Origin of the sequence: Marinomonas algarum (assembly GCF_020532605.1) — a bacterium.
GTDB classification, from domain to species: Bacteria; Pseudomonadota; Gammaproteobacteria; order Pseudomonadales; family Marinomonadaceae; genus Marinomonas; species Marinomonas algarum.
The window spans coordinates 151,431-177,792 of sequence record NZ_JAJATW010000006.1; the positions used below are offsets into that span (position 1 = coordinate 151,431).

Consider the following 26,362-nt stretch of genomic DNA (forward strand, 5'->3'; position numbering starts at 1 on the left):
CCATGTTACTTCTGTTGACTGCTTATTTGAGCAAGTATCACACCTTTTTTACTGTTTTTGATTATTTGTCTTTGCGAGCCATTTTAGGTGTTTTGACAGCACTTGCTATTTCACTCTTGGTTGGTAACAAAGTCATCGTGTTGTTACAGCGTTTGCAGATTGGTCAAGCCGTTCGTGATGATGGTCCACAGTCTCATCTATCAAAAGCCGGCACACCCACTATGGGCGGTGCGCTGATTATTTTTTCTATTTCGGTGAGTACGCTCTTATGGGGCGATCTTAGTAACCAATATGTTTGGGTAGTTTTGCTGGTGATGTTGGCGTTTGGTGCGATTGGTTGGGTAGACGATTATCGTAAAGTAGTGGAAAAAAACCCGCGAGGTTTACCTGGAAAATGGAAGTATTTCTGGCAAAGTGTTTTTGGTTTGGCAGTGGCTTTCTATTTGTATTTCACCGCGACTACGCCAGCAGAGACAGCGCTTATCGTGCCTCTTTTCAAAGAGGTGGCTATACCCCTTGGGCTGTTCTTCATTGTGTTGACCTACTTTGTCATTGTCGGTACCAGTAATGCGGTTAATTTGACGGATGGCTTAGATGGTTTGGCCATTTTACCGACCGTATTAGTGGGTGGTGCGTTGGGTGTCTTTGCGTATTTGACAGGCAACATTCGTTTTGCAGATTATTTATTAATTCCCTATGTACATGGTACAGGGGAGTTATTGGTGTTTTGTGCCGCCTTGGCTGGAGCAGGTCTTGGTTTTCTGTGGTTTAACACTTACCCTGCACAGATTTTTATGGGCGATGTTGGCTCGTTAGCACTGGGGGCTGTTCTTGGAACAATAGCGGTGATTGTTCGTCAGGAGTTGGTGTTGTTTATCATGGGAGGCGTGTTTGTGATGGAAACCGTTTCGGTGATTTTGCAGGTGGCGTCCTACAAGTTAACTAAGAGACGGATTTTCAGAATGGCGCCTATTCATCATCACTTTGAGCTTAAAGGATGGGCGGAGCCAAAAGTCATCGTTCGCTTCTGGATCATCACGGTTTGTCTGGTTTTAGTCGGTTTTGCTACTTTAAAAGTTCGTTAGGAGTCTTTGTATGTCGTTGATTGGGTCAGATCGGGTAAGAGCCGTTGTCGGCTTGGGGGCGACGGGGCTTTCTTGCGTACGGTTTTTAGCCAGTAAGGGAATTGAATTTCATGTTGTCGACTCTCGTGATATGCCGCCAGGTTTGGAAGAAGCGAAACGTTACTGTGCGCCAGAACGTATTCATACCGGCGGATTAGACGTGCTGGAAACACTTGGGGTAACAGAGTTATTTGTTAGTCCAGGTATTGCTCTGCGAACGCCGGTCCTAGCTCGATTGGCCGAACAAGGCGTTGCCATGCGTGGCGATATCGACTTGTTTTGTGATTATGTTGATGCGCCTTTTGTGGCTATTACAGGGTCGAATGCGAAAAGCACCGTCACCACGTTAGTTGGGTTGTTACTTCAAGCATGCGATAAGAAAGCCGTAGCAGGGGGGAATTTAGGGCTTCCTGCTTTAGACTTGCTTTGTGAAGAGGCCGATTTTTATGTGCTTGAGTTGTCGAGTTTTCAGCTTGAGACAACCGATGCGCTTAAGGCCGATTTGGCGTGTTTACTCAATGTGTCTGAAGACCATATGGACAGATACAAAGACCTGTATGAATATCAGCGAGTTAAACAGAAAGTCTATCGTGGTTGTAAAGCGGCTGTCTGCAATAAACAGGATATCTTAACGGCTCCCTTACTTTCAGAGAATGTGCCAGTTAGAGCTTTTACTACTAAAACCCCCGACTTAAAAGAATTTGGTTTGATTAAAGAGAGCGACGGTGCATGGTTGTGTCGAGGCGTTGAGCGTCTTTATCATACTTCACAGGTTGCTTTAAAAGGGTCCCATAATCACGCTAATGTGTTGGCGGCTTTAGCAATGCTAGAATTATTGGGACAAGAGCTTAGAAGCGATGCGGTTGCGACAGTATTGAAAACCTTTAGAGGCTTGCCACACCGTTGTGAAACGGTCGCAATTAAGAAAGGGGTGACCTATATTAATGACTCCAAAGGCACGAATGTTGGCGCAACACTAGCGGCAATGGAAGGATTAGGTTCTGTTGCTCAAAAAAACATTCTTTTAATCGCGGGTGGTGATGGCAAAGGGGCGGATTTTAAGCCTTTGGTAAAAACCATCGGACTGCTAGTGAAAAAGGTCTATTTATTTGGTAAGGATGCTGAAAAAATAGCAGTAGTTTTGTCGCCAGACACCGATGTTGTTCTTTTTAATACGCTCGATGACATTATGTCCTCTTTGAGTGAAGAGTGTACAGAAGGCGATATTGTGCTTTTTTCTCCTGCCTGTGCAAGCTTAGATATGTACCAAAACTATGAGAAACGTGGTGAGCACTTTGCTCGTTTGGTTGAGGCATTATGAATTGGTCAAAACTCTTTGATCGTGTCACGTTACGAGAGTTTGCTCAGGTTGATGGTATATTTTTAGCATCAACCCTCTCTATTTTAGCCCTCGGCCTTGTCATGGTGTCGAGTGCGTCTATCTCTGTTTCTGAAACCAACCATGGTCACCCTTATTACTTCATGTTCCGTCAAAGCCTGTATTTGATTCTAGGTCTAATCGGTGGCGGCGTGTTGCTGTCTTTGCCAACCTGGCGCCTGGAACAGTGGGGAGTTTGGTTGGTTTTTATTGCCTTTGTTTTACTTGTTCTGGTTTTGGTGCCGGGGATTGGTAAGGTGGTAAACGGAAGTCGTCGTTGGATTAACTTGGTCGTATTCAACCTGCAGGCCTCCGAAGTGGCGAAAGTTTGCATGGTCGTTTATGTGTCAGGTTATTTGGTACGTAGGGTTCATCATGTCCGTAAAAGTTATATTGGCTTTATCCTACCTCTAGTAATCTCTATCGTCTTTTTGATGCTCTTATTGTTAGAGCCTGATTTTGGGGCTTCTGTTGTTCTTCTAGGGACTGTCATTGTTTTATTGTTTCTCGGTGGTGCCCCTCTTATTCATTTCTTAGTCTTGGTTTTCTTCTCAATTGGGGGGCTTAGTGTAATGGTGATTTTAGAAGAGTATCGTGTTCAGCGTTTGATGAACTTTACGAATCCTTGGAGCGATCCTTTCAATGAAGGTTATCAGCTGAGTCAGGCGTTGATCGCTTATGGTCGTGGCGAATGGTTTGGCTTGGGATTAGGTAATAGTGTTCAGAAACTCGCTTATCTGCCTGAAGCTCATACTGATTTCGTGTTTTCAATCTGGGTTGAAGAGGCCGGTATGGTGGGTGGCCTGGTTTTGATTGCGTTGTTTGCTTTGATGCTGCTGCGTATTTTTCATATTGGTCGAAAAGCGATGACGCTATTTCGGCCTTTTGCCGGTTATATGTGTTTTGGCTTTGCCATTCTTATTCTGGCACAAGTGATCATTAATATCGGTGTGAATACAGGCTTTCTCCCTACAAAAGGCCTGACATTACCCTTAATAAGTTACGGTGGCAGCAGTCTAATTATTACGCTAGGCAGCTTGTTTGTTGTTGCCCGAGTTGATGTAGAAAACCGCCGTATTGAGCAAGGCGATACGTTAAGTCAGCCAGAGAAAGCACAAGAAGGTAGACATGAACAAAGCACATAAAATCATGATTATGGCGGGTGGAACGGGCGGTCACATCTATCCGGCTCTGGCTTGCGCACAGCTTTTTAAGGAGAAGGGACACACTGTCCATTGGCTTGGTTCCAAAGGTGGAATGGAAGAAACACTGGTGCCTAAGCACGATATTCCGTTGCATGCTCTGTCGATCAAGGGTGTCCGAGGTAAGGGGCTTGCGGGGTTATTGGCAGCGCCCTTTCGAATTATGCGCGCTATTGGTCAGGCTCTTGCTATTTTAAAGAAAGAGCGTCCTTCTGTCGTACTCGGTATGGGGGGCTTTGTTGCGGGGCCAGGTGGTGTTGCCGCTAAACTATTAGGCATTCCATTGGTTATTCACGAACAAAATGCCGTTGCTGGAACAACAAATAGACTCCTTTCTAAGATAGCCACGACAGTCCTTCAGGCGTTTGATGGTGCGCTCAAGGGCGGTATAACAGTGGGCAATCCTGTTAGGAACAGTATATTGACACAGCTTGCTCGTTTACCACGTGAAGGTATGGCCAAGCCCATACGATTGTTGGTGGTAGGGGGCAGTTTAGGGGCAAAAGCAATCAACGATATTATGCCTGAGGTGATTGCAAATTGGCCTTCATCACAGCGACTTGATGTATGGCACCAAACAGGCGTACGTAACTTTGAAGAAGTTATAGCGAATTATCAGTCTGCCCGTGCTGAAGCGCGTGTGGATGCCTATTTGGACGACATAGATAAAGCGTATTATTGGGCAGATATTGTGCTATGTCGTGCCGGTGCTATGACAGTCAGTGAACTTGCAATTGCTGGATTACCCTCCATTCTAGTGCCGTACCCCCATGCAATTGATGATCATCAAACCGCGAATGCGTGCCATTTAGAGCGAGCGGGTGCGGCACTGTTGTTACCTCAACCCGGGTTGAGTAGCCAAAAAGTCATTTCCTCCTTGGTTCATCTTATTGACCACGACGGAGCATTATTAAAAATGGGTAAGCAAGCCAGTAAAAAAGCGCGCCCTGATGCAACGCTTGACGTTGTTAAACATTGTTTAAGGTTAATAACATCATGATAGATTATAAGTCTCAATACGATATACCAACTATGCGCCGAATTAAAAATATTCATTTTATCGGTATTGGTGGCGTCGGTATGTGTGGCATCGCTGAGGTGTTGCATAATCAAGGCTATCAGGTGTCTGGCTCTGACTTAAAGCCATCTGCTGTGACGGAACGTTTAGCCAGTTTAGGTATCACTATTCATCTAGGTCACTTCGAAGAAAATGTTTACGATGCCCATGTGATTGTTGTGTCAACGGCTATCAACGAGGAAAACCCTGAAATTATTTGGGGTAAAGAGCATCGTATTCCCATTGTCCGTCGTGCTGAAATGCTGGCTGAGTTAATGCGCTATCGTCATGGTATAGCGGTTGCGGGTACGCATGGAAAGACGACAACAACGAGTCTAATGGCCTCTATATTGGCGGCAACGGGTGAAGCGCCAACGTTTGTTATTGGTGGTCGTTTGACCAGTGCCGGTGCGAATGCTCAATTGGGCAGCAGTGCGTATTTGGTTGCCGAAGCAGATGAAAGTGATGCGTCCTTTTTACACTTGCAGCCGCAAACCGTTATTGTCACTAACATTGATGAAGATCATATGGATACTTATGGTGGAGATTTTGAAAAAGTAAAGCGTACTTTTATTGAGTTTATTCACAATCTTCCCTTCTACGGTTTGGCTGTGCTGTGTGTTGATGATGCCAATGTTCGTGCTGTCCTTCCTTCATTAAGTCGTCCTGTTTTAACGTATGGTATTGAAGAAAAAGCAGACTTTTATGCAACGGATATTGTGCAAATAGGACGCTATTGTGAATTCTTTGCCCATCGGCCTGAGGGTGAGCCGCTTAAAATTCGTTTGCCTATGCCAGGGGTTCATAATGTACTTAATGCATTGGCAACCATTGCCGTATCAACAGATTTAGGTGTTGATGCCGCCGCGATTCAAGCCGGTTTAATGGGTTTTGAAGGCGTGGGGCGTCGTTTCCAAGAGCAAACGCCACTTGCATTGCCGAGCGGTGGTGAGGTGATGTTTGTGGATGATTATGGTCATCATCCAAGTGAAGTGTTGGCGACTATTAAAGCCATTCGCGCTGGTTGGCCTGAGAAAAGGCTGGTTATGGTTTATCAGCCTCATCGTTACACACGAACCCGTGATTTGTATGAAGACTTTGTGCGTGTTCTATCTCAAGTGGATGTCCTACTGTTGTTAGAGGTGTACTCGGCTGGTGAAACCCCCATCAACGGCGCAGACAGTCGTTCTCTATGTGGTAGCATCCGTCAGCGCGGTACGGTAGACCCTATTTATGTAGGAAGCGAGGTTGAGTTGCACGCTATTCTAGGCAATGTTCTTCGCCAAGGCGATTTGCTTATTACCCAAGGTGCTGGTGATATTGGTGCATTGTCTAAAAATCTATCTGCGAGTGGAATCTAACGATGACAGAGCAAAAGCGAAAAGAAGCAACCATTGCTGTCATTTATGGTGGACGTTCTGCTGAGCGTGACGTGTCTATGCAAAGCGGCCCGCTGGTGGCTAAAGGATTGCGTTCAAAAGGATATCACGTTATTGAGTTGGACCTGTATGGCCCAGGTGCCAAGTTAGATCCCATTGTGCAGCTGCAATCCATTTCTTTTGACCTGGCTTTTATAGCGCTACATGGTGGAGAAGGCGAAGATGGTCGTGTGCAAGCATTGCTAGAAATGTTGGGTAAACCCTATACAGGCAGTTCTCCTCTCGCTTGTGGCTTTGCCATGGATAAGGTGCTCACAAAGCGCTTTTGGCAGGGCATTGGTATTCCAACTCCCGCGTATTTGTCTTTTGTCGGTCAGGCCGATGCGGACCTTATTGAGCGTCAGATGTCTTATCCTGTCATCGTTAAGCCTTCTCGAGAAGGTTCAACAATTGGGATCAATAAGGCGACGAATCGACAGGAGCTTGATGAGGCCTTGGTAAAAGCATTGACTTACGACTCGGATGTGCTTGTTGAAGAGTTTGTTGACGGTGCGGAGTTTACGGTTACGATTTTATCGGATGTCGCTTATCCAGCAATTGGTCTCAAGCCGGCACCTGAACATAAATTATATGACTATGAAGCAAAGTACCTTGCGGATGACACAGAATATTTATTGCCCTGTGGATTGTCTGAGGATGACGAAACAGAATTGCAAGGGCTTGCTCTTGAGGCCTACCAATCGCTTGGCTGTTCTGGCTGGGGGCGCGTTGATATTATGCGAGATCAAGAGGGTGTTTTTTGGGTGCTGGAAGTGAATACAGCACCGGGAATGACGTCCCACAGTCTCGTTCCTATGGCGGCCAGTTTTGTCGGTATAGATTATGCTTCTTTAGTAGACAGCATCGTAGTGGATGCATTTGGTAAAGCGGCGTGTGAATAACTGATGAGGATGATCGCGCTGATTGGCGCAGTGCTGTTGATAATAGGCGCCCTTCTTCAGCAAGAAGAAGGCAGTAACTCTTCGGAGGATTGGTTTGCCATCCGTCATATAGAAATAGTGGGAGATCTCAAGTATGCAACTAAAACGTCGCTGCAATCGGACTATATCTCTTTACTTGGACGCAACTTATTAAGCCTTTCTCTGTCCGACACTTTGGATGTGGCTTTGTCATCAGAGTGGGTGAAAAGTGCAGAGGTTCGTAAAGTTTGGCCAAACACCTTGCAGTTGCTTGTTTATGAGCATACTCCTCTCGCATACTGGCGCGATGGGCAACTAATATCCACTACGGCGGATATTTTTACACCTCAAAGTGTTCCTGAGTTGCCGCTTACTAGACTAAATGGCCCTGATGATTCCAGTGATATAGTTCTTGATCAGTTTGGTTTAATCAGTCAGGTGTTGTCTTCGACTTCTCTTAGAGTAGCGCAGTTGACGCTCGAAGCCAGGGGGGCATGGCACTTAACATTTACTAATGGCATCACGGTAAAGCTAGGAAGGGACGAAATTATCGAGCGTTTACAACGTTTTATAGCCGTGTATGAAAGTGATTTATCGGGTAGAATAGAAACAATTCACTCCGTTGATGCACGCTACCCGCATGGTGTTGCGGTGAGTTGGAGAAAAAACTTATGACATTGGCCTATTTGTTGCTTTTTTGTACGACATATGTGTTTTGTCAAACAATATTTAATGCCGGGAAGGTAAAATGATAGTCGGTTTAGATGTAGGCACATCAAAAGTTATCTGTTTGGTTGGCGAAGTCCAAGCTGATGGAAGTTTAGAGATTGTGGGTATTGGTTCGCACAGCTCAAAGGGCATGAAGCGTGGTGTTGTGATTAATATTGAATCCACGGTTCAGTCTATTCAAAGAGCAGTAGAAGAAGCGGAGCTAATGGCGGGCTGCAATATCCACTCGGTGTATGTGAGTGTGGCTGGTAGCCATATACGTAGTCTTAATTCCCATGGCATTGTCGCTGTTAAAAATGGTGAAGTGCAAAAAGAAGACATCGAAAGAGTCATTGATGCTGCTCAAGCTGTGCCTATTTCTTCTGACCAGCGAGTACTGCACATCCTACCGCAGGAGTACAACATCGACTCGCAAGAGGGAATAAAAGACCCTCTTGGTATGTCCGGAGTTCGCTTAGAAGCAAACGTTCATCTTATTTCTGGCGCATTAAATGCTGTGATGAACGTTGAAAAATGCATTAAACGGTGTGGTTTGGGTGTTGATGGTGTGATTTTATCGCCGTTAGCGTCGAGCGAATCGTCGTTAGGTGAAGATGAAAAAGATTTAGGGGTTTGTCTAGTCGATATAGGGGCTGGTACTTCTGATATTGCGGTATGGATCGATGGCGCTCTCCATCACACCGCGGTTCTTCCTGTCGCAGGAGACCAAGTAACGAATGATATATCCATGGCGCTACGAACACCGACTCAGCATGCTGAAGAGATCAAGATTCAATACGCTTGTGCCATGTCTTCTTTATCAACCTCGGATCAGGTGCTTCAAGTGCCGAGTGTAGGCGACAGACAGCCTCGCTCAATTAGCCGTCAAACGCTTACTGAAGTGGTTGAGGCTAGGTACGAAGAAATCTACACCATGGTTTTAGATGAATTAAGACGCAGTGGATACGCTGAGAGAATCCCTGCGGGCGTTGTGATTACAGGTGGTGCGTCGCTAATCGAAGGTGCCGCTGATTTAGCAGAAAAAGTTTTTCAAATGCCAATCCGGTTAGCTTTACCAGATTGTGCTAAAGGAATGTCTGATATTGTCGATAACCCTATATACTCAACAGGCGTTGGTTTATTGGTTTATGGGAGTAAGGAAGTGGATATATCCGATACTTCCAAACAAACAATGTCCAAGACTCAAATTAAACGCGAAAAATCGGTTCTGGCTCCGAAAGAATCCAAATCTTCCATTAATGTATTGGAAAAGATTCAGGCAGCGAAAAACTGGATTAAGAGTCATATTTAAACAGAACCGATTGTTAACTTATTGAGGAGCAAACCCAAATGAATGTCTTTGATTTAGCCGAAGATAACTTATCAGACAACGCCGTTATTAAAGTCATTGGTGTTGGTGGCGGTGGCGGTAACGCTGTTCGCCATATGTTAGAAAATCGATTGGAAGGCGTAGAGTTTATTTGCGCTAACACGGATTCAAAGGCGCTCACCGGTTTTGAAACGGGTGTTTCTTTACAACTTGGTTCAACCATAACGAAAGGTTTGGGGGCGGGTGCAAATCCTGAAGTAGGTCGAGATTCAGCGCTTGAAGATCAAGAAAAAATCACCCAGCTGTTAACAGGTGCCGATATGGTTTTTATTACCGCTGGAATGGGCGGTGGTACAGGCACGGGAGCAGCGCCAGTGATCGCTAAAGTGGCTCGTGAGTTAGGTATTTTAACGGTTGCCGTTGTGACTAAGCCGTTCCCTTTTGAAGGTCGCCGTCGTGCGAAAGTAGCCGAGGAAGGGGTTAAAGAATTGCGTGAGAATGTCGATTCTTTAATTACGGTTCCAAATGAGCGTCTTTTGCCAGTGCTAGGGAAAAACATCTCTTTATTAAAAGCATTTGGTGAGGCGAACAATGTATTATTCAATGCGGTTCAGGGTATTACAGACCTTATCATGAGACCTGGCCTTATTAACGTTGACTTTGCTGACGTTAGAACTGTGATGTCTGAAATGGGCATGGCAATGATGGGGACAGGTTCGGCTTCAGGGGAAGACAGAGCAAGAGTGGCGGCGGAAGCGGCTATTCATAACCCACTACTAGAAGATATCAATCTTCGTGGTGCCCGAGGTGTGTTGGTTAACATCACGGCAAACGAAGAAGTAGGTTTGTCAGAGTTTACTGAAGTGGGCGGCATTATTGAAGAATACGCTTCTGAAGATGCGACAGTGGTTATTGGTTGTGCCATTGATCCTGAAGTCGGTGACGAGATGCGTGTTACTGTTGTTGCAACTGGTTTAGAAGGTCGTTCAGGTGCTGAGATACAGGCGGCAGTCGGTTCATCGGTTACTTCTTCACAGCCTTCGGCTGCTCAGCCTACTGCTCCTAAAGCGGACGTAAGCCCAGAACCTATTGTTGAGAAGGTAGCGATTGCTCCTCAGCAGGCTCCGGTAGAAAAATCACCGGCAGCCGCCAGAGTAGAGACAACAGAAAAAAGCGTAGAAGATAAGAAGGACTCAGTGGATTCTTCCTCTGCTTCAAGCAGCGATAAATTATCGTATTTGGACATTCCGGCCTTTTTGCGTCGCCAAGCTGACTAGTTTTAGCAAAAACGATGCAATGTGTAAGTGTCAGATTGTATTAAAAATATGTTATTGATATTATTTTCTTATAAATAGTATCCAGTCATAAAAATGTAGGAATAAAATGGTACGCCAACACACACTAAAGAACATTATCCGAGCAACTGGAGTGGGTCTGCATTCTGGCGAGAAAGTGTATTTAACACTTAAGCCTGCGCCCATTAATACTGGCATCGTATTTGTTCGTACTGACTTGGATCCTGTTGTTGAGATTCATGGTAATGCGCGAGCAGTTGGATCAACAAGCTTTGCTACAGCTTTATGCAAAGGCGATGTAAAAGTAAGTACTGTTGAGCATTTACTTTCCGCTATGGCAGGCTTAGGGGTTGATAACGCCTACGTTGAAGTCAGTGCTAGTGAAATTCCTTTAATGGATGGCAGTGCTAGCCCATTTGTTTTCTTACTTCAGTCTGCAGGACTTGAAGCGCAAAGTGCGCCTAAAAAGTTCATTCGGGTGAAAAAACCTATTCGTGTAGATGAGGGCGATAAGTACGCAACACTTGAGCCGCATTCTGGTTTCCGTCTTTCATTTACGATTGACTTTGAACATCCAGCCATTGGTGAAGATGTGCAAAGTACCTCTTTTGATTTCTCCACAACAACATTTGTGAAAGAAATCAGTCGTGCTCGAACCTTTGGTTTCATGAAAGATCTTGAGTATTTTAAGAATAACAATTTAGCTCGTGGGGCAAACATGGAGAACGCGATTGTTCTTGATGATTACCGAGTACTAAATGACGAAGGTCTACGCTACCGAGACGAGTTAGTGCGTCACAAGGTGCTGGACGCGATTGGTGATTTATATTTGTTAGGTCATAGCCTAATTGGTGAATATAAAGCGTATAAATCAGGCCACGGTTTAAACAACAGATTACTATTGGCTTTGCTTGAGCATCAAGACGCATGGGAGTATGTTGTGTTTGAAGATGACGCAATGGTTACGCCGATATCCTATGTTGAACCTGCCTTCGTGGGTGCTTAGTGAGCTAATTTCTCACAGATCATATTTCTTAAAAGCCAGACAAACCGTCTGGCTTTTTTGTATCTAGGTGCTTGATATTTCATGTTTTGTCACACATTACCGTGATAGACTATCTTTCATTACTAATTGGCTACGTTGAGTTCAAGATGTTAGGAACCGTAATTAAAAAAATTGTCGGCACAAAGAATGACCGAGAAGTTAAGCGCTTTAGAAAAGTTGTTACACAAATAAATAAACTGGAAGAGTCCTTCCAATCCCTATCGGATGATGAATTAACGGCAAAAACAGGTCAGTTTCGTGATCGCCTTGCGAGCGGTGAGTCACTTAACGCTATTTTACCTGAAGCCTTTGCAACAGTGCGCGAAGGCAGTAAGCGCGTTATGAATATGCGCCACTTTGATGTTCAGCTCATTGGTGGCATGGTTCTTAATGAAGGTAAGATTGCAGAAATGCGCACGGGTGAAGGTAAAACACTGGTTGCAACCCTTGCCGTATATCTTAACGCCTTGTCTTCCAAAGGTGTTCATGTTGTTACCGTGAATGATTATTTAGCGAAGCGTGACGCCAATTGGATGAGACCTCTTTACGAGTTTCTCGATATGAGTGTTGGCGTTGTTTTTTCTGGTCAGGAAAAAGAAGACAAAAAATCTGCTTATCTATGCGACATCACCTACGGCACGAATAACGAATTTGGTTTTGATTATTTGCGAGACAACATGGTGTTTCGTTTAGAAGATAGAGTTCAGCGTGATCTACACTTTTCTGTTGTCGATGAAGTTGATTCTATTTTGATTGATGAAGCAAGAACACCGCTTATCATCTCCGGTGCTGTTGAAGACAGCTCTGAGCAATATCGTAAAATCAATATGTTAGCACCCTTGTTGGTAGAGCATGCTGAAGAAGGTGAGAGCGCTTCCGGTCATTATGTTTTTGATGAATCTCAGCGAAGCATTGAGCTGACAGAAGAAGGTCACTCCTTTGTAGAGAGTTGGTTGGTTGAGCAGGAGATGCTGGGAGAAGGCGAAAGCTTGTATGCAGCAGCGAACCTATCGTTACTGCACCACGTTCACGCTTGCCTTAAAGCTCATGTCATCTTTAAGAAAAATGTTGATTACGTTATCCAAGGTGATCAGATCGTCATTGTGGATGAGCATACCGGCCGAACCATGGCAGGTCGCCGTTGGTCTGAAGGAATTCATCAAGCGGTTGAAGCAAAAGAAGGCGTGACGATTCAGGCTGAAAGCCAAACGTTGGCTTCGACGACGTTTCAAAACTACTTTCGACTGTACGACAAATTGTCTGGTATGACGGGTACTGCCGATACGGAAGCGTTTGAATTTCAACAAATTTATGGTCTTTCTGTTATTGCTATACCACCTAACCGACAGGTACAAAGAAAAGACTTTAACGATCTGATTTACATGTCTACTGAAGACAAATTTCAAGCGATTGTTTTAGATATTGAAAACATTGTGAAGCAGGGGCGCCCAGTTCTTGTTGGTACCGCTTCAATAGAGTATTCAGAGTTATTGTCTAACTATTTAAATAAAAACAATGTTAAGCACAATGTATTAAACGCCAAGCAGCATGAGCGCGAAGCCGACATTGTGGCGGATGCAGGTCGTCCGGGTGCGGTTACTATTGCGACTAATATGGCAGGTCGAGGCACAGACATTGTTTTGGGTGGTAACTTACAAGTAGAAATTGCTCAATTAGGTGATGCGGCCAGTCCTGAAAGTATTGAAGCATTAAAAGCCGATTGGGCAGCGCGTAATGAGGCGGTGTTAGCTGCTGGTGGTCTCCATATTATTGGTACTGAACGACACGAATCACGTCGTATAGACAATCAGTTGCGTGGTCGTGCTGGGCGTCAAGGTGATGTCGGTTCTTCTCGCTTTTATTTGTCTTTAGAAGACAATCTAATGCGTATTTTTATGTCTGATCGCATCAAGAAAATGATGATGGCGCTGGGTATGGAGAAAGGGGAAGCCATTGAGCATAAAATGGTTTCTAACGCGATCGAAAAAGCACAGCGTAAAGTGGAAGGTCGCAACTTTGACACTCGTAAACAGTTGCTTGAATACGATGATGTGGCGAACGATCAACGTCAAGTGATATACCGTCAACGCTTTGACATGATGGTAGCAGATGATTTATCTGAAGCGATTTCTGCGATGCGTGAAGAAGTCGTCACTACATTGATTGATGAATTTATTCCACCACAAAGCATTTTTGATATGTGGGATCTTGAAGGGTTAGAAGAAAAGACTCGTAATGAGTTTGGGCTGGAAATTCCTGTCACGAAATGGGTGGAAGAAGATAAGAAACTCTTTGAAGAGCCTTTACGTCAAAAAATCTTGGATGCTTTTGTCGACGATTATAAAGCCAAAGAAGCGATAGCGGGTGAACAGCCCTTTAGATCTTTTGAGAAACAAGTTCTTCTTCAAGTTTTAGATACGCTGTGGAAAGAGCATTTGCAAACAATGGATATGCTTAGACAAGGGATTCATTTGCGAGGCTACGCGCAGAAAAACCCAAAACAGGAATACAAGCGTGAGTCGTTTGAGCTGTTCCAAGGCTTATTAGAGCAAATTAAGTTTGAAGTAATTCAAGTCATTACTCGTGTTAAAGTTCAATCGTCAGAGGAAGCTGAAAAGATTGAAGAAGCACGCCGTAAAATGGAAGAAAAAACCACGCTTAATATGGTCCATGATTCGTCAAATTCACTGGACAGTGAAGGGCAGGCAGAAGACGTTAACGAATACCCTAAAGTTGGTCGTAACGAGCCTTGTCCGTGTGGATCAGGTAAAAAATACAAACAGTGTCACGGTCGCTTAGTCTAACTGGAGAAGGTTCAAATGGCAGTAGGATTACAAGATTTCCCCGTTATTCCAGCAATTAAAGGAATACGGATTGGTGTTGCCGAAGCAGGCATTAAAAAGCCAAATAAAAAAGATTTGGTAGTTTTTGAGCTGTGTGAGGGTGCTTCAGTTGTTGGTGTCTTTACTCAGAATGCATTTTGTGCGGCGCCTGTTCGAGTTTGTCAGAAGCATTTGGTGTCGGCAAAGACTCGTTATTTGCTTATTAATACAGGGAATGCCAACGCTGGGACCGGTCGTTCTGGCCTTGATGCCGCGCTTAAAACGTGTGATGCGTTGGCCGATGCTGTTGGTGTGTCTAGTGAGGCTATCCTGCCTTTTTCGACAGGTGTGATTGGTGAGCCTTTACCTGTCGATAAAATTGTTGCTGCGATTCCTAGCGCAGTGGCGAACTTGTCAGGCGATAACTGGAAATCGGCTGGCTTAGGCATTATGACCACAGACACCTTACCTAAGGGAGCTGTGCGCACCTTTCATTTTGAAGGCGTCGCTTATACGGTTGCTGGTATTTCAAAGGGGGCTGGCATGATACGTCCTAACATGGCGACTATGTTGGGGTATGTGTGTTCTGACATCGCTATGGATGCAGATGTGCTTCAGTCGATCTTGGCGAAAACAGTAAATCAAAGCTTTAACCGAATCACCATTGACAGCGATACATCAACGAATGACAGCTGTATTGCTGTCGCAACAGGGCTTGCTGGTAATAAGAAAATCCATTCGGCAGACGAGCCTCTTGCTCTTGCTTTTATTGCGGCGTTTACCGAAGTGATGCAAGCGTTGGCGCATGCTATTGTCCGCGACGGGGAAGGAGCAACGAAGTTTGTCACAGTTGAAGTGATTGGGGCAGCGATTGAGGAAGATGCAACGAAAACTGCATTTGAAATTGCGCATTCCCCCTTAGTGAAAACAGCGCTTTTTGCGTCCGACCCAAATTGGGGCCGTATCCTTGCGGTTGTTGGCCGTGCGGGTGTGGAAGGTTTAGATGTAGACAATGTTCAGCTTCATATTAACGGTGTTGAGATAGCGAGAAATGGTGGTCGCTCGCCAGACTATCTTGAAGAACAGGGCAAACAAGCAATGACACCGGAAGAGATTCATATCGTTTTGGATCTGGGTATGGGAAATCAGAGTGATACTGTTTGGACGACAGATTTTTCTCATGAGTACGTCACCATTAATGCCGAGTACCGTACCTAATGGTCATCAAAGTCGCTGCTGGTATTATTTGTCAGGATGATGCTTTCTTTATTGCATTGCGTAAAAAAGAGCAACATCAGGGAGGACTTTGGGAGTTTCCTGGTGGTAAGTGTGATGATGGGGAATCTCCTGATACGACCTTGGTGAGAGAGCTTAAGGAAGAGTGTGGTATTACTGCGACAGAATATTACCCTTTTAAGCTTATTTCCCATGACTATGGTGATAAGCAGGTTGAGCTGCATTTTTACAAAGTTATTGCGTTCGAAGGCATTGCAGAGGGTCAAGAAGGACAGGAAACTCGCTGGGTGACTGCGTCAGATTTGCATTTATATGCTTTTCCAGAGGCAAATCAAGCGATTGTTTCAGCTCTATTGAATGTTGATTAAAGAGCGTTAAAAAGCATTGGTTGCTTGCTCTGTTTTTTGATGGTTCACAAAAAAAGCGCCTCATTCATTTTAAAGGCGCTTTTTTGTTATATGGCGAAATTGATGTTACGCGCGAGTTCGTTTATGCAATACGTCGCGAAGGGCGTCTGCCATCGCTAAAAGTGATTTTTCCGTTGTTTCCCAATCAATGCAGGCATCGGTAATCGACACGCCATATTGTAAATCACAACGGTTTTCTGTCATTTTCTGATTACCCCAACCGATATTACTTTCAATCATCAGTCCCATGATAGAGTGGTTACCGTTCAGAATTTGTTGGGTACTGTCTTCTACAACGGTCACCTGACGCTCTGGCTTCTTGTTGGAGTTCTCATGCGAACAGTCGACCATAATGTTGTGCTTCAGTTTGGCTGCACTTAATGCAGACTCACTTTGGGCAATATTTTCTGCGTCATAGTTAGGTAGGCCATTTCCGCCACGTAATACAAGATGACCGTATGCGTTGCCTTTTGTATTTACGATACTAACCTGCCCATTTTCGTTGATACCAAGAAATGAGTGGGAATGAGAAACGGATTGCATGGCGTTGACGGCAACGGTGAGTCCCCCGTCTGTGCCATTTTTAAAGCCAACTGGGCCTGATAAACCTGATGCCATCTCACGATGTGTTTGTGATTCAGTTGTGCGTGCGCCAATAGCGGACCAGCTAATGAGGTCTTGAATATACTGAGGAGAAATAGGATCAAGGGCTTCTGTCGCAAGAGGTAAGCCAAGTTCTGCCAAATCAATCAGCAGTTTGCGGCCAATCCGAATGCCTTTGTCAATATCAAACGTACCATCTAAATTTGGATCATTGATCAAGCCTTTCCAACCTACCGTTGTACGAGGCTTTTCAAAATAAGCGCGCATAATAATGAAAAGGGTATCGTCAACCTTGTCTGCAAGTGCTTTTAGTCGAGTTGCATAATCCAGTGCGGCTTCTGGGTCATGAATAGAGCATGGGCCGATAACGATAGCGAGGCGATGGTCTTTTCCATCCATGATGTTTTTGATGGTGTCACGTGACTCAGCAACCTGTTGACTGATGCTGTCACTGACGGGCAACGCTTCTTTCAATTGGCTCGGTGTTACCAGTGAGGTAAAAGAGGCGATGTTTAAATCTTCAAGACGTGTGTTACTCATTACGAGGTTTCCTGCTTTTTACTTTTGTTTGTAGCGGTTTACGATATCGTGTTTGTCGCTATGGATGAACCGCCAGATAATGATTTTTAATTATTATTGGGATAGTTATTTTACACCAAAAGTAAAATCAGCGGTGGCAACCCTTAAGATTTTTAATTATTCTATAAAGTAATATTTTATTCTATTTTTAACGCCTTTTCGTATAAGGAAAATAATGAAGCTACAACAGCTTAGGTACATATGGGAAGTGGCGCGTCATGATTTAAATGTATCTGCGACAGCGCAGAGTCTATATACCTCTCAGCCAGGTGTGAGTAAACAAATTCGCTTACTTGAAGATGAGCTGGGTATAGAGGTTTTCGCTAGAAGTGGTAAGCATCTAACGCACGTGACACCTGCTGGAGAAAAAATCATTGCCTTGGCTGGTGACGTGCTGAGTCAGACGCAAAATATCAAGCGCGTTGCAAAAGAGTTTAGTAATGAGCGAAAGGGGTCTCTTGATATTGCGACCACGCATACACAGGCGCGATACGCTTTGCCCAAGGTGATTAATCAGTTCATTGATGGTTATCCGGAAGTGAGTTTGCATATGCATCAAGGTACGCCGATGCAAATCGCTGAGATGGCGAATGATGGTGCGGTCGATTTTGCTATCGCGACGGAAGCGCTTGAGCAATTCGGCAACCTAGTTATGCTGCCCTGTTATACATGGAATCGCTCAGTTGTCGTGCCTAAAGGGCATGCTTTAGCAAGCCTTGATATATTGACATTAGAAGCATTAGCGGCATTTCCTATTGTTACTTATGTATTTGGCTTTACTGGGCGTTCTCAATTAGACCAAGCTTTCCAAGATGCAGAGTTAGAGCCTAATGTTGTTTTTACGGCAGCCGATTCTGATGTGATTAAAACTTATGTGCGGCTTGGTTTGGGAGTGGGTATCGTCGCGTCTATGGCACACGATGAGCTACAAGATGCGGACTTGGTTGCATTGGACGCCTCTCATCTTTTTGCGGACAGTTGCACTAAGATTGGCATCCGAAGCAATACTTTTATTCGGGGCTACATGTACAAGTTTATTGAATCTTTTGCGCCCCATTTAACGAAAGAAGTCGTCATGTCGGCGATGGAAGCGGGCAACCGGCAAGACGTTGAGAAATTATTTAAGAATGTCGAGTTGCCAAGGTATTGATTGAGGGCGGGTCGTTAGGCTTGTTGTGAATAAAATGCCACTTTTGTGGCGTTTTATTCTATTCCATCCATCGTAGGCTTGTTTGCCTACTGTAGTTTCAACGCCATTTCAGCAATACGCTGACCTTGCGCTTCACAGAGTGCCTTTTCATCCTCCGTTAGTGTTGTGTCATTCGTGCTATTGGCTAAATGGCTAGCGCCGTAAGGTGTACCGCCGCTTGTTGTGCTAATGAGTGCTTTGTTTTTGTAAGGCAATCCTACCCAAACCATACCGTGATGGAGTAAAGGCGTCATCATGCTATGCAGGCACTGTTCTTGTCCTCCGTGCATGGTGCTGGCGCTGGTGAAGCCGCAGGCAGGTTTATCGATAAGGCGACCTGTTAGCCAGAGCGTGGAGGTCTGGTCAATAAAATGCTTAAGAGGCGCAGCCATGCTTCCGAAGTAGGAAGGCGACCCCATGGCTAACGCTGAGCAATTAGCCAACTCTTCTAGCGTACAATAAGGTGCACCCTCATCGGGTACAGCAGGAGAAGCAATGGTTGTCGTGTCGGAAACATCGGGAACTTGACGAATCTTAACGTCCATTTTTGTAACTTTGTTTACGCCTCGTGCGATAAATTTAGCCATTTCAGCAATAGAGCCATGGCGACTGTAAAATAACACCAGTACATAATTGGAATTGCTCATCTGTTTATTCCTGATTTAATATTTAGTTAAATAAAGTGAGTACGTTTTCAGGCGGGCGACCAATTTTTGCTTGTTCATTATGGATTACAATAGGGCGCTCAATAAGAGCAGGGTGGCTATGCATGACTTCAATGCAGGCGTCATCGCTCATTGTTTCCGATAGGGCTAACTCTTTATAAAGAGCATCCTTTGTTCGCATAAGTTGTTGTGGTTTGATATTCAGTTGCTGAACGAGTGTGTTAAGTTCTGCGGTACTCGGAGCATCTTTAAGGTATAAGCGTATGTTGGGTTTAATCTGGTTATCGAGTAAAAGTTGTAAGGTCTGACGAGATTTTGAGCAACGTGGATTGTGATAAATAGTAGTCATTATTTACGCCTATTTGTCAGTGTGAATGGAAAAGTAACGCAAAAAAAGCACCCCTAAGTTTAAATAGAGGTGCTTGAGCGGTTACTGTTTGCTAATAATGAAATCAATAACATCAGCGATGGCAATGTCTTCGTTGCTGTCTGATTTACGGTAGCGGTATTCTAGCGTTCCTTTTTCAAGCCCCTTATCACCAACAACGATGCGGTGTGGGATGCCTAGAAGTTCACAGTCAGCAAATTTAACGCCTGGTCGTTCTTTTCGGTCATCGAGAAGGACATCCATGCCTTTTGCTTTTAGCTCTGTGTAAAGGCGGTCACATTGATTTCGGACTGCTTCAGACTTATCGTAATTCATGGCGACGATGGCAATGTTGAAAGGAGCGATACTTTCAGGCCACAAAATACCCTTGTCATCGAAATTTTGTTCGATCGCCGCTGCTACAATACGAGACACACCAATGCCGTAACAACCCATGTGCATGACTTGAGCCTTGCCATTTTCATCCAGTACCGTTGCTTTTAAAGCTTGGGCGTATTGTTGGCCTAATTGAAAGATATGACCCACTTCGATACCACGTTTAATAACAATGGTTCCCTTTCCATCTGGAGAAGGGTCACCTTCCACAACGTTGCGAATGTCGGCGATTTCTATGTTGCCGCAGTCTCTAGCCCAGTTGAGTCCGACATAATGGTAATCGTCTTTGTTGGCACCCGCACAGAAATCAGACATAACGGACGCAGATCGATCTGCGATCACGCGAATGCCTTTTTCGGCTAAACCTTTAGGGCCAATAGAGCCTGGAGCACAGCCAATTTTGTCGACGATATCGCTTTCGTCAGCAAACTCAAAAGGGGTCACTAGCCCCGCAAGTTTTTCTACTTTGATTTCATTGATGTTGTGATCACCGCGCAGTACCAGAGCAACTATAGTAGGTTGGTCGTTTTCATCTATTGCTTTTACAAGCATGGTTTTCACTGTCTTAGTGACATCGAGTGATAAGAATTCAGCGACTTTCTGTATGGTTTTGCAGTCGGGTGTGAATACTTCGTTCAGTGTTTCTGTTGGCTCATCTGCAGCCTCTTTAAGACAAATGGCTTCGGCAAGTTCTATGTTCGCAGCGAAGTCCGAGGAATCACTGAAAGCAATATCATCTTCGCCTGAATCAGCAAGAACATGGAATTCGTGTGAAAAAGCACCACCGATGCTGCCCGTATCGGCACGGACAGGGCGATAATCTAGGCCAATACGATCGAATACATTGCAATAAGCTTGGTGCATAACGTCGTAAGTTTCTTGAAGTGAGTCGGCACCAACATGGAAGGAGTAAGCGTCTTTCATGCAAAACTCACGTGAACGCATAACGCCAAAACGAGGACGAACTTCATCGCGAAATTTGGTTTGAATTTGGAAGAAGTTCATAGGCAGTTGCTTGTAGCTAGTGATTTCGTTTCTAGCCAATTCGGTAATCACTTCTTCGTGGGTTGGCCCGAGGCAGTAGTCACGGCCATGACGATCTTTTAAACGGAGTAACTCGGGTCCATATTTTTGCCAGCGGCCTGTTTCTTGCCAAAGCTCTGCTGGTTGAACGCCAGGCATCATGACCTCAAGTGATCCTGCTTTCTCCATTTCATCCCGTACGATCTTTTCTACTTTGCGGAATACTTTGAGGCCGGTTGGGAGCCAAGTGTAAAGGCCCTTTGAAATCTGGCGGATCATGCCAGCACGAATCATGAGCTGGTGGCTGGTAACAACCGCATCGGTTGGGGCATCACGTAATGTTGAGAATAAATAATTGCTAGCGCGCATAATAATATCGTCTGTGCTTCTTTAGTTTAGAGTGGTGAATAGATTTTGCTGTTGTTTATATCATGCTGGGGAGCTTTAGCCAGCAAAACGCGGTTCAATTTGTCCTGTGGCGTCTGTTTCCAGCATAAAAATACCGCCGGCCTTGGGGAACTGGTGTCGTTCTTCTTCAGTCTGTGCAGCACGGCAAGTACTGACAAATAGCGTTGACATTGTGGGTCCCCCAAAAGCGACCATGGTTGGATAAGTTGCAGGAACGGGATATTCTTTCAAAATTTTACCCGTAGGGCTTATTTTTACCACACGTTGCCCTTGATACAGGGCTGTCCAATAATTCCCCTCTGAATCAACAGCGGCGCCATCTGGTCTGCCGTTCCCATGTGGAAATTCAATAAAGATGCGTTTGTTACTTGCTGTGCCTGCCTCTAGGTTGTAATCAAACTGATAAACAACATGGTTTGGCGTGTCGGCGTAATACATAACAGAACCATCGGGTGAGAAGGCGAGCCCGTTTGATGTCCAAGCAGATTGGTCCAGCATCACTTCATTTCCATTTGAGAACTGGTGTAGTGCACCTTTAAAAGCATCTTTTGGTGAATACATGGTACCCGCTAGAAAGCGTCCTTTAAGATCACATCGTCCATCATTGAAACGTGTGGTCGTTTGATCATATTGTGCTAGCCAATAGGGTTTAAGATCTCCACTAAATTCGTCAAATGTATAAACGCCTGATCGGAATGCAGCAATAAATCCACCTCCTTCAATAAGTGAAAAACACCCAATTTCTTCGTTAAATTCGCGTTGAGAAAGGCTTTTTGATTTTGTGTTGTAAGCGTATAAAATAAAAGCGTCTATATCGACAAAATAAAGCGTCTGAGTGCGCTCGTCCCAACGAGGACATTCGGCCAGTTTAGCTTGTACGTCTACAACACACTGCATATCTGTCATGCGATCTCCGAGTGTCTAGAGGTTTGAAAATGAATTGCTATAGTGCTTATGAAAGCCTTTTTTGTAAATAGGAAGTTAAAAGATGTTTGAGTTAAATCCCATACTAAGCCGTGATTCAGTGCTGGTTGGCGAGTTTCCTTTGTGCCAGCTTAGACTCATTAATGATAGTCAGTTTCCGTGGTTTATTTTAGTGCCTAAGCGTAGTGAGGTCACGGAAGCGTACCAGTTAAATGAAGAAGACCGTTCGCAATTAATGGCAGAAAGCTGTCTTTTGTCGGAAGTGCTACACGATGCTTTTGCTGCGGATAAGTTAAACGTTGCCGCCATAGGCAATCTGGTGCCGCAACTGCACCTTCATCATGTTGTACGCTATTGTAATGATGCCTGTTGGCCTGCCCCTATTTGGGGGAAATTAACTCCTATCCCATATTCTGAAATGGATTTGGCAAAAATATTGCAGAGAATTCAGTTATTACTTGGGGATGATCTAACCTAATAAGGTTAACTAAAGCTAGTTTTTCGTTACCAGTGTTTGGATTATGCTTGTTCTGTGTGTTTGTGGGTCACGGTTTTGATTTGGAAGTAGGGTTGTATGAGTATCAGTAAAAGAAAAAAAGCCATTCAAAAAGTGGTTAAGTTACTAAACCTTGCAACATCAACGAATTCGAGTGAGTCGGTTGTTGCCTTACGTCATGCTGAATCTCTTATATTACAGCATCGTATTGCTCAGAAAGAGTTGCCTATTCTGCAATTGTGTGAGCGTTCGATGTTGTACAAAGTAAGCTGGAGTGGTGCTCCACGATATGCTAAAGAAGAGACAAAGTCCTCTGTTTCCGAATCCGTTTACGATCGTCGTTTTAGTGAAAAAGAGATGGATCCCAGTAAGCGTTATGAGTCAGCAAAAACCATCTTAGACGATCACGATATGGCTAAATCAGATCAGACAGCTAACTTTTCTGGCAACGAGTCAGATGTCATCCGTCGTCAAAAGTCTGAAGATGAAAGTGTTGTAGATTCTTCGGTTAAAGCTGAGTTCACTTTCTTCCATGATGCCCAAGACAATACACAAGATGATGTTTCAGAAGGTCGTACCTGTCACGACAATGTTATTGACGCTGCTCAAGCTTTTCGTCCTGATAGCCATATGTCGTCAGAAACATTAAAAACACAATATTCGTCAAGTGATCCTAGCGTGCCTTTTTTAGAGGACAGTTATTGGGCAAGTGTCCACGCTAAGTTAAATGAGTTTGATGAGAAAAGTGTTCAAGATGAAATCGCTGCACTGGATAAAAAGCGTGTGTTAGCCGAAGAATATCTAGCACTGCAAAAACAAAAGCGACAAGATCAAGAGCAGAAAGAGATTCAAGAGCGTGCCGAGCGAGCGCGAATTGAGCAAAGTTTTGAAGAGGCGATTGAGAGAGCTTTTCAGGCTAGAGCGAAGTCTTATGAGGCTTGGGAGCAAGAGTGCACAAAGACTCGCATGATTCGTCTAAAAGAAGAGCAAGCAGCGGTTGAAGAATACGACGCTGTTAATCGCACTCTGCAGAAACAGGAGAAAAAATACGCCCAACATTTGCAGAGACGAGAAGACTATCTTGCTGCTCAGATCATGCATGACCTACGACATCATCTTGCCCTTGCTGTATCACCTAATGAAAACGCACCTACTTCATACGAAAAAGTTATCGACATTATGTCAGCAAATAAGCTTTCTCTTAAAGATCTTGAGTTTTCAGATATTCAAAACAAAAGTCTCTTTATTCGACTATTAGAGCGTGAGTCAGCAACAATTTCTGACGTTCATCAGCGTGAGTTGCACACCGAAAAAATGCTAGACAAATTTCTGGCAGTTAAATCAAAGAAAGACACATCAAAGCTCTCAGAAAACCCACTTCAACATGTGCAGCGTCTGCTGTCTGCTGCTAGTGAGGGCGGGCATTTCGAAACACAAAAACACCTCGATCAAGTCATTTATCTGATGGAGTCTAACAGTATCAGCGTGAGAGATGTCGGGTATGCCTGTATTAAGAAGTATTCTGTTTTCATACGCCTGATTAACTGGGAAGCGGAGCGAATTGCTTCTTTGCCAGAGCGTGAAATGTTTACTGCACAAATACTAGAAGAGTACATTCAGCACTCTGTAGAAAAGCCAGACCTAAATGAAGGGCAGCGAGTCAGTCATTAGGTGGTGCGGTAAGTTTTGTGTTGTGTGAGTGTGTTGTTTTGTATTCATAGAGCTGATAAAGGGTATATTTTCCCAACAAGGCGCTTAGTGCTTTCTTTGCGAGCCTGCATCTTTTACCATTTCGCCTTCGAATTAACCGTAATACTCAGCAGGAGAGAAGCATGAGCATTATCAAAGAAGGCGATCTAATTGATAGCGTTGCCGATGCATTGCAGTTTATTTCTTATTACCACCCTTTGGATTTCGTTAAAGCAGTCCATGAAGCGTATGAAAGAGAAGAAAGTAAAGCCGCAAAAGATTCCATGGCTCAAATTTTGATTAACTCTCGCATGTGTGCGGAGGGTAAGCGTCCAATTTGTCAGGATACTGGAATTGTTACGGTGTTTATCAAAATTGGTATGAATGTCCAATGGGAAGGCTCCAAAAGTATTGATGAAATGATTAATGAGGGGGTGCGTCGTGCCTACACTCATCCTGATAATGTGCTTCGTGCTTCGATACTTGCTGATCCTGCAGGGTCTCGTAAAAACACCAAAGACAACACGCCAGCCGTTATCCATATGGAAGTTGTTCCTGGTGATACGGTAGAAGTGCATGTTGCTGCCAAAGGTGGTGGTTCAGAAAATAAGTCTAAACTTGCCATGCTCAACCCTTCCGATGATATCGTTGAGTGGGTTAAAAAAACAGTACCGACAATGGGTGCGGGCTGGTGTCCTCCGGGTATGCTAGGCATAGGTATTGGGGGGACAGCTGAAAAAGCAATGGTTATGGCAAAAGAGTCCCTCATGGAGCCAGTTGATATTCATGAGCTAAAAGAGCGAGGTCCTCAGAACCGTCTGGAAGAGCTACGTCTTGAGATCTTTAAAGCAGTCAATGATCTTGGTATTGGTGCGCAAGGTTTAGGCGGTTTAACCACTGTGCTGGACGTTAAAATCATGGATTACCCTACGCACGCTGCATCCTTGCCAGTGGCGATGATTCCAAACTGTGCCGCTACTCGACATGCGCATTTCGTATTAGACGGAACGGGGCCTGCTGACCTTGTACCTCCTTCTTTGGATGATTGGCCAGAAATTACTTGGGAAGTCGGCGACAGTGTTCGTCGTGTAGATTTAAATGCCATTACTCCTGAGCAAGTAAAGGAGTGGGTACCAGGTGAAACCATTTTGTTGAATGGTAAAATGTTGACAGGTCGCGATGCTGCTCACAAAAAAATGGTCGAAATGATTGCTAATGGCGAAGAGCTACCAGTAGATCTGAAAGGTCGCTTCATTTATTACGTAGGGCCTGTAGATCCTGTGCGTGACGAAGCGGTAGGTCCTGCTGGCCCAACGACATCCACACGAATGGACAAGTTTACTCATACCATTTTAGATAAAACCGGATTGCTTGGGATGATTGGTAAGTCTGAGCGAGGCCCAGTTGCCATCGATGCAATTAAAGAGTTTGGTGCTGTTTATCTAATGGCGGTGGGTGGTGCAGCTTATCTAGTATCTAAGGCGATTAAAAAGGCAGATGTTATCGCTTTTCCTGAATTGGGTATGGAAGCTATCTACGAGTTTGATGTGGTTGATATGCCAGTTACTGTTGCAGTGGATGCTTCCGGCACTTCTGTTCATGTGACAGGTCCACAAGAGTGGAAGGCGAAAATTGAAGCCCAGGCTTTAGAAATTAAGTAGGTTCTCAAGAGTTGTATTTCTTAAAGGCCGCTTCAGTGGAAACAGAAGCGGCCTTTTTATTGGTGCTATTGTCTGTTCTTTTATCTACGACGCCTGATGTCTGTTTTAGATTGACAGTAACTTGGACGAGTGTTTTGCGGTGCTGGCGACCACTAAAATAATGAGTAAAATTTATTTGTATTTCTTGTTGCTTATCGAAAATTAATCTGTATTATACACGAACTCAGCCAAGCAAGCAGCTTGGCAACGCTCTTTAAAATAGATAATCAGATAATTTGTGTGGGCGCTCGCTGGAGTCTTCAGAAGATCGACATGGTTTGCTTAGTTTACTAGGTGGGTTATGAGCGATCAAAAAAATTGAAGTCTTACGAGAGTCTACACGGCAATCGCTTTATGTTTGATTGGTTTCTGCCTTGGTAG

Annotated in this window: 22 protein-coding genes; 17 read left to right on the forward strand and 5 right to left on the reverse strand. The window is 44.4% G+C overall.

Annotated elements, in window-relative coordinates; all coding sequences use genetic code 11:
- The first annotated feature begins 2 nt into the window (after nucleotides 1-2).
- From mraY to mutT, 13 genes are all read left to right on the forward strand, one after another.
- On the forward strand, nucleotides 3-1,085 hold the full coding sequence (gene mraY, locus LG368_RS05795) for a phospho-N-acetylmuramoyl-pentapeptide-transferase (protein ID WP_226753788.1): 1,083 nt from the start codon (nucleotides 3-5) through the stop codon (nucleotides 1,083-1,085).
- A 10-nt stretch (nucleotides 1,086-1,095) separates the two neighbouring features.
- Nucleotides 1,096-2,445, forward strand: coding sequence for a UDP-N-acetylmuramoyl-L-alanine--D-glutamate ligase (gene murD / locus LG368_RS05800; protein ID WP_226753789.1), 1,350 nt, complete (start codon nucleotides 1,096-1,098; stop codon nucleotides 2,443-2,445).
- A complete protein-coding gene (gene ftsW, locus LG368_RS05805; protein ID WP_226753790.1) occupies nucleotides 2,442-3,647 on the forward strand; it encodes a putative lipid II flippase FtsW in 1,206 nt (401 codons plus the stop codon). The genes murD and ftsW overlap by 4 nt, the downstream gene beginning before the upstream one ends.
- Nucleotides 3,631-4,704 (forward strand): undecaprenyldiphospho-muramoylpentapeptide beta-N-acetylglucosaminyltransferase, encoded by a 1,074-nt coding sequence (gene murG / locus LG368_RS05810; protein ID WP_226753791.1) that lies wholly within the window; start codon nucleotides 3,631-3,633, stop codon nucleotides 4,702-4,704. Before ftsW ends, murG begins: the two co-directional genes overlap by 17 nt.
- Nucleotides 4,701-6,122: a UDP-N-acetylmuramate--L-alanine ligase gene (gene murC / locus LG368_RS05815; RefSeq protein WP_226753792.1), complete on the forward strand. Its 1,422-nt coding sequence runs from the start codon at nucleotides 4,701-4,703 to the stop codon at nucleotides 6,120-6,122. The genes murG and murC overlap by 4 nt, the downstream gene beginning before the upstream one ends.
- A 2-nt stretch (nucleotides 6,123-6,124) precedes the next feature.
- On the forward strand, nucleotides 6,125-7,081 hold the full coding sequence (locus LG368_RS05820) for a D-alanine--D-alanine ligase (protein ID WP_226753793.1): 957 nt from the start codon (nucleotides 6,125-6,127) through the stop codon (nucleotides 7,079-7,081).
- A 30-nt stretch (nucleotides 7,082-7,111) separates the two neighbouring features.
- Nucleotides 7,112-7,774, forward strand: a complete 663-nt coding sequence (locus LG368_RS05825) for a cell division protein FtsQ/DivIB (RefSeq protein WP_226753794.1) — start codon at nucleotides 7,112-7,114, stop codon at nucleotides 7,772-7,774.
- 73 nt (nucleotides 7,775-7,847) lie between these two features.
- The gene (gene ftsA / locus LG368_RS05830) at nucleotides 7,848-9,119 is read left to right on the forward strand and encodes a cell division protein FtsA (protein ID WP_226753795.1); all 1,272 of its coding nucleotides are present in this window, start codon (nucleotides 7,848-7,850) and stop codon (nucleotides 9,117-9,119) included.
- Nucleotides 9,120-9,157: 38 nt separating this feature from the next.
- Entirely contained in the window at nucleotides 9,158-10,414 is a 1,257-nt protein-coding gene (gene ftsZ, locus LG368_RS05835; RefSeq protein ID WP_226753796.1) for a cell division protein FtsZ, read from the forward strand.
- A gap of 106 nt (nucleotides 10,415-10,520) precedes the next feature.
- Nucleotides 10,521-11,438 carry a UDP-3-O-acyl-N-acetylglucosamine deacetylase gene (gene lpxC, locus LG368_RS05840; protein ID WP_226753797.1) on the forward strand — a complete coding sequence of 306 codons (918 nt, stop codon included), beginning with the start codon at nucleotides 10,521-10,523 and terminating at the stop codon, nucleotides 11,436-11,438.
- Between the two features lie 146 nt (nucleotides 11,439-11,584).
- On the forward strand, nucleotides 11,585-14,281 hold the full coding sequence (secA, locus tag LG368_RS05845) for a preprotein translocase subunit SecA (protein ID WP_226753798.1): 2,697 nt from the start codon (nucleotides 11,585-11,587) through the stop codon (nucleotides 14,279-14,281).
- Between the two features lie 15 nt (nucleotides 14,282-14,296).
- Nucleotides 14,297-15,517 (forward strand): bifunctional glutamate N-acetyltransferase/amino-acid acetyltransferase ArgJ, encoded by a 1,221-nt coding sequence (argJ, locus tag LG368_RS05850; protein ID WP_226753799.1) that lies wholly within the window; start codon nucleotides 14,297-14,299, stop codon nucleotides 15,515-15,517.
- Nucleotides 15,517-15,903, forward strand: a complete 387-nt coding sequence (gene mutT / locus LG368_RS05855) for an 8-oxo-dGTP diphosphatase MutT (RefSeq protein WP_226753800.1) — start codon at nucleotides 15,517-15,519, stop codon at nucleotides 15,901-15,903. Before argJ ends, mutT begins: the two co-directional genes overlap by 1 nt.
- Before the next feature lie 105 nt (nucleotides 15,904-16,008).
- Here the strand turns inward: mutT and LG368_RS05860 are convergent, their stop codons facing one another.
- A complete protein-coding gene (locus LG368_RS05860) occupies nucleotides 16,009-17,085 on the reverse strand; it encodes a 3-deoxy-7-phosphoheptulonate synthase (RefSeq protein WP_226753801.1) in 1,077 nt (358 codons plus the stop codon).
- Nucleotides 17,086-17,299: 214 nt separating this feature from the next.
- Between LG368_RS05860 and cysB the strand changes: the two genes are divergently transcribed.
- Nucleotides 17,300-18,274 carry an HTH-type transcriptional regulator CysB gene (gene cysB / locus LG368_RS05865; protein WP_226753802.1) on the forward strand — a complete coding sequence of 325 codons (975 nt, stop codon included), beginning with the start codon at nucleotides 17,300-17,302 and terminating at the stop codon, nucleotides 18,272-18,274.
- Between the two features lie 86 nt (nucleotides 18,275-18,360).
- On the opposite strand, the gene wrbA is transcribed toward cysB, so the two are convergent.
- The 4 genes from wrbA to LG368_RS05885 form a co-directional block, all read right to left on the reverse strand.
- Nucleotides 18,361-18,960 carry an NAD(P)H:quinone oxidoreductase gene (gene wrbA / locus LG368_RS05870; protein ID WP_226753803.1) on the reverse strand — a complete coding sequence of 200 codons (600 nt, stop codon included), beginning with the start codon at nucleotides 18,958-18,960 and terminating at the stop codon, nucleotides 18,361-18,363.
- A gap of 22 nt (nucleotides 18,961-18,982) precedes the next feature.
- Entirely contained in the window at nucleotides 18,983-19,327 is a 345-nt protein-coding gene (gene arsC, locus LG368_RS05875) for an arsenate reductase (glutaredoxin) (protein WP_226753804.1), read from the reverse strand.
- An 81-nt stretch (nucleotides 19,328-19,408) separates the two neighbouring features.
- Nucleotides 19,409-21,133, reverse strand: coding sequence for a proline--tRNA ligase (locus LG368_RS05880; protein WP_226753805.1), 1,725 nt, complete (start codon nucleotides 21,131-21,133; stop codon nucleotides 19,409-19,411).
- 75 nt (nucleotides 21,134-21,208) lie between these two features.
- Entirely contained in the window at nucleotides 21,209-22,078 is an 870-nt protein-coding gene (locus tag LG368_RS05885; RefSeq protein ID WP_226753806.1) for an SMP-30/gluconolactonase/LRE family protein, read from the reverse strand.
- A gap of 82 nt (nucleotides 22,079-22,160) precedes the next feature.
- Between LG368_RS05885 and LG368_RS05890 the strand changes: the two genes are divergently transcribed.
- The 3 genes from LG368_RS05890 to LG368_RS05900 all read left to right on the forward strand — a co-directional run bounded on the left by LG368_RS05890 (nucleotide 22,161) and on the right by LG368_RS05900 (nucleotide 25,942).
- The gene (locus tag LG368_RS05890; RefSeq protein ID WP_226753807.1) at nucleotides 22,161-22,574 is read left to right on the forward strand and encodes an HIT domain-containing protein; all 414 of its coding nucleotides are present in this window, start codon (nucleotides 22,161-22,163) and stop codon (nucleotides 22,572-22,574) included.
- Between the two features lie 96 nt (nucleotides 22,575-22,670).
- The gene (locus LG368_RS05895; protein ID WP_226753808.1) at nucleotides 22,671-24,263 is read left to right on the forward strand and encodes a DUF2786 domain-containing protein; all 1,593 of its coding nucleotides are present in this window, start codon (nucleotides 22,671-22,673) and stop codon (nucleotides 24,261-24,263) included.
- Between the two features lie 161 nt (nucleotides 24,264-24,424).
- Nucleotides 24,425-25,942: a fumarate hydratase gene (locus LG368_RS05900; protein WP_226753809.1), complete on the forward strand. Its 1,518-nt coding sequence runs from the start codon at nucleotides 24,425-24,427 to the stop codon at nucleotides 25,940-25,942.
- Nucleotides 25,943-26,362 lie beyond the last annotated feature (420 nt).

Excerpts from the sequence above, each read along its gene's own strand:
- mraY (WP_226753788.1), top strand. The coding sequence starts at position 3 with ATGTTACTTCTGTTGACTGCTTATTTGAGCAAGTATCACACCTTTTTT.
- murD (WP_226753789.1), top strand. The coding sequence starts at position 1,096 with ATGTCGTTGATTGGGTCAGATCGGGTAAGAGCCGTTGTCGGCTTGGGG.
- ftsW (WP_226753790.1), top strand. The coding sequence starts at position 2,442 with ATGAATTGGTCAAAACTCTTTGATCGTGTCACGTTACGAGAGTTTGCT.
- murG (WP_226753791.1), top strand. The coding sequence starts at position 3,631 with ATGAACAAAGCACATAAAATCATGATTATGGCGGGTGGAACGGGCGGT.
- murC (WP_226753792.1), top strand. The coding sequence starts at position 4,701 with ATGATAGATTATAAGTCTCAATACGATATACCAACTATGCGCCGAATT.
- LG368_RS05820 (WP_226753793.1), top strand. The coding sequence starts at position 6,125 with ATGACAGAGCAAAAGCGAAAAGAAGCAACCATTGCTGTCATTTATGGT.
- ftsA (WP_226753795.1), top strand. The coding sequence starts at position 7,848 with ATGATAGTCGGTTTAGATGTAGGCACATCAAAAGTTATCTGTTTGGTT.
- ftsZ (WP_226753796.1), top strand. The coding sequence starts at position 9,158 with ATGAATGTCTTTGATTTAGCCGAAGATAACTTATCAGACAACGCCGTT.
- lpxC (WP_226753797.1), top strand. The coding sequence starts at position 10,521 with ATGGTACGCCAACACACACTAAAGAACATTATCCGAGCAACTGGAGTG.
- secA (WP_226753798.1), top strand. The coding sequence starts at position 11,585 with ATGTTAGGAACCGTAATTAAAAAAATTGTCGGCACAAAGAATGACCGA.
- argJ (WP_226753799.1), top strand. The coding sequence starts at position 14,297 with ATGGCAGTAGGATTACAAGATTTCCCCGTTATTCCAGCAATTAAAGGA.
- mutT (WP_226753800.1), top strand. The coding sequence starts at position 15,517 with ATGGTCATCAAAGTCGCTGCTGGTATTATTTGTCAGGATGATGCTTTC.
- LG368_RS05860 (WP_226753801.1), bottom strand. The coding sequence starts at position 17,085 with ATGAGTAACACACGTCTTGAAGATTTAAACATCGCCTCTTTTACCTCA.
- cysB (WP_226753802.1), top strand. The coding sequence starts at position 17,300 with ATGAAGCTACAACAGCTTAGGTACATATGGGAAGTGGCGCGTCATGAT.
- wrbA (WP_226753803.1), bottom strand. The coding sequence starts at position 18,960 with ATGAGCAATTCCAATTATGTACTGGTGTTATTTTACAGTCGCCATGGC.
- arsC (WP_226753804.1), bottom strand. The coding sequence starts at position 19,327 with ATGACTACTATTTATCACAATCCACGTTGCTCAAAATCTCGTCAGACC.
- LG368_RS05880 (WP_226753805.1), bottom strand. The coding sequence starts at position 21,133 with ATGCGCGCTAGCAATTATTTATTCTCAACATTACGTGATGCCCCAACC.
- LG368_RS05885 (WP_226753806.1), bottom strand. The coding sequence starts at position 22,078 with ATGACAGATATGCAGTGTGTTGTAGACGTACAAGCTAAACTGGCCGAA.
- LG368_RS05890 (WP_226753807.1), top strand. The coding sequence starts at position 22,161 with ATGTTTGAGTTAAATCCCATACTAAGCCGTGATTCAGTGCTGGTTGGC.
- LG368_RS05895 (WP_226753808.1), top strand. The coding sequence starts at position 22,671 with ATGAGTATCAGTAAAAGAAAAAAAGCCATTCAAAAAGTGGTTAAGTTA.
- LG368_RS05900 (WP_226753809.1), top strand. The coding sequence starts at position 24,425 with ATGAGCATTATCAAAGAAGGCGATCTAATTGATAGCGTTGCCGATGCA.